Origin of the sequence: Mesorhizobium sp. M7A.F.Ca.AU.001.01.1.1, from assembly GCF_004022735.1 — a bacterium.
GTDB classification, from domain to species: Bacteria; Pseudomonadota; Alphaproteobacteria; order Rhizobiales; family Rhizobiaceae; genus Mesorhizobium; species Mesorhizobium ciceri.
In genome coordinates this window covers 1-2,245 of sequence record NZ_RZPF01000902.1, presented here as the reverse complement: position 1 = coordinate 2,245, position 2,245 = coordinate 1, and the positions used below count along the sequence as shown (strand labels likewise).

Sequence of the window (2,245 nt, the reverse complement as noted above, 5' to 3'; positions counted from 1 at the left end):
CATCATCGTCCTTCAGCGATCCGGCCTTCTCGGCGGCCAGGGCGTAGAGATGCAGGCCGTTGTAGCCGGCTTCGCCGATGCCGTTGACCATCTTCTCCTTGCCGAACTTCTCGCGGAAGCTCGCGATGAACTTCTTGTTGACCGGATTGTCGAGCGCCATCCAGTAAGGCTGCGGTGCGTAGGTGCCGGCCGCGACGCCGGGCGGCAGCGCGTCCTTGTTGAAGACCTCGTCGAGCGGTGCGATCAGCGGCTGCTTGATATCGAAGCTGCGATACTGCTTGAGCTGGGTGACGGCGTCGTTGCCGACCACCATCGACCAGACGACATCGGGCTTCAGCGACTTGATCTTCTGGAAGGCCGGGCCGAAATCCGTGGTGCCGAACGGATAGTAGTCGGCGCCGATGATCTTGCCGCCGGCCTTTTCGTAAGCCGCCGTGATCGCCTCGGTCATCTTCTGCGGCCAGGCATAGTCGGAGGCCATGACGTAGATGGTCTTGCCGAGGGTCTCGGCCACCCACGGCATCATCGGGTCGACCTGCTGCATCGGGATCGGGCCGGTGGCGACGAAGTAGCGGTTGCATTCGCCGCCCTCGAAATTGGTTGGGTAGAAGAACAGCTTCTTGGCCTTCGAGGTCACCGACAGCGTAGCACTTCGCTCCGGCGAAATGATCGTGCCCATGACCACGTCGACCTTGTCTTCGTTGATGAGCTTGCGCGCCTTGTCGATGGAACCCTTGGTCGTGGTCTGGTTGTCCTCGATGAACAACTCGACCTGGCGCCCGCCAATGCCATTGGCGGCGTTCAGTTCGGCGGCGGCGAGCTTGTAGCAATTGAGCAGCGTCTCGCCGAGGATCGCCTGCAGCCCGGTGATCGGGATCGACAGGCCGACCTTGACGGTGTCGGCGGCGCGCAGGACCGACGGCGCACCGACCATGGCGAAAGCGGCCGCGGCGCCGCCGGATTTCAAGACAGTTCTTCTGCTTATCATTGTTGTGTTCCCTTCCAGTCCCAGGCGCGCCCCATGCACGCCTTACAAGTCAACAAGCTCCCAGGCGCGCTTCAGGCGCGCCTTATAGGGCCAACAGATCCTTCAGCAGGGTCTCGTCGGCGAACGCCTCCGGCGCGCCTTCATGGACGATCCTGCCCTTCTCCATCACCAGGCAGCGGTCCGATGCCTTGAGAACGAGATCGAGATTCTGCTCGACCAGCACGATCGCGATGCTGCGTTTGCGCGCGATGCGCGGCACCAGCTCGGCGATCGACTGCACGATGTTCGGCTGTATGCCTTCCGAAGGCTCATCGAGCAGCAGCACCGACGGCAGGCCGCAGAGCGCGCGGCCGATCGCCAGCATCTGCTGCTGGCCGCCCGAAAGCGTGCCGGCGACCTGCGCTTCGCGCTCGCGCAGGATCGGAAAATAGCCGAAGATGTCGGCCGAAATGCCGCCGTCGCCACGGTCCTTGGCAGCGCGGGTGCCGACCTCCAGGTTTTGCCGCACCGTCAGCTGGTTGAAGATCCCGCGCCCCTGCGGCACATGCGCAATGCCTGCCCGCGCGCGGCGGAAGGCCGGCGCGTTCGTGAGGTCCTTGTCACCGAGAACCACCGCGCCACCGCTCGCTCGCAAGCCGCCGGCGATGACGCGCAGCAGCGTCGTCTTGCCGGCGCCGTTACGGCCGAGCAGGCCGACGACTTCGCCTGGCGCGACACTGAGGTCGATGCCGTTCAGCACCGGGAGCGGGCCGTAGCCGGCTGACACCGCCATTGTCCGCAGCATGATCAGCGCCTCCCCAGATAGACATCGCGGACCATTTCGTCGGTCTCGATGTCATGGAAAGGACCGCTGCGCAGGCGGCGTCCCTGATGCAGCACCAGCGTCTCGCAGTTCAGCGCCCGTACGAAGCGGATATCGTGTTCGACGGCGACGATCGAGAACTCGCCCTTTAGGCGTAGCAGCATATCGGCCGTCGCCAGCGTCTCCTGCGGCGTCATGCCGGCGGTGGGTTCGTCGAGCAAAAGCAACCGCGGCTCGATTGCCAGCGCCATGCCGATCTCCAGCCATTGCTTCTGGCCATGCGCGAGTTCGCCGGCCGGTGTGGCGGCGCGATTGCTCAGCGCGACCAATTCCAGCAATTCGCCAACCGGGCGCACAGGCGAGGGCGCCCCCCAGCGGGCGACCTTCACATTGTCTTCCACCGAGAGGCTCGGGAAGACGGACGGGATCTGGAACTTGCGCGCGATGCCGAGCCG

General features: G+C 64.7%; 3 protein-coding genes. All 3 read right to left on the bottom strand.

Going from position 1 to position 2,245, the window contains the following annotated elements; all coding sequences use genetic code 11:
- On the bottom strand, positions 1-967 hold a 967-nt coding region (locus EN884_RS33675), incomplete at its 3' end, for a substrate-binding protein (RefSeq protein WP_245492035.1).
- A 103-nt stretch (positions 968-1,070) separates the two neighbouring features.
- The gene (locus tag EN884_RS33670; RefSeq protein ID WP_063167561.1) at positions 1,071-1,772 is read right to left on the bottom strand and encodes an ABC transporter ATP-binding protein; all 702 of its coding nucleotides are present in this window, start codon (positions 1,770-1,772) and stop codon (positions 1,071-1,073) included.
- Between the two features lie 2 nt (positions 1,773-1,774).
- The coding region (locus EN884_RS33665; protein WP_128361030.1) for an ATP-binding cassette domain-containing protein at positions 1,775-2,245 on the bottom strand (471 nt) is incomplete at its 5' end.

Coding starts and splice junctions, on each gene's coding strand:
- EN884_RS33670 (WP_063167561.1), bottom strand. CDS start 1,772: ATGCTGCGGACAATGGCGGTGTCAGCCGGCTACGGCCCGCTCCCGGTG.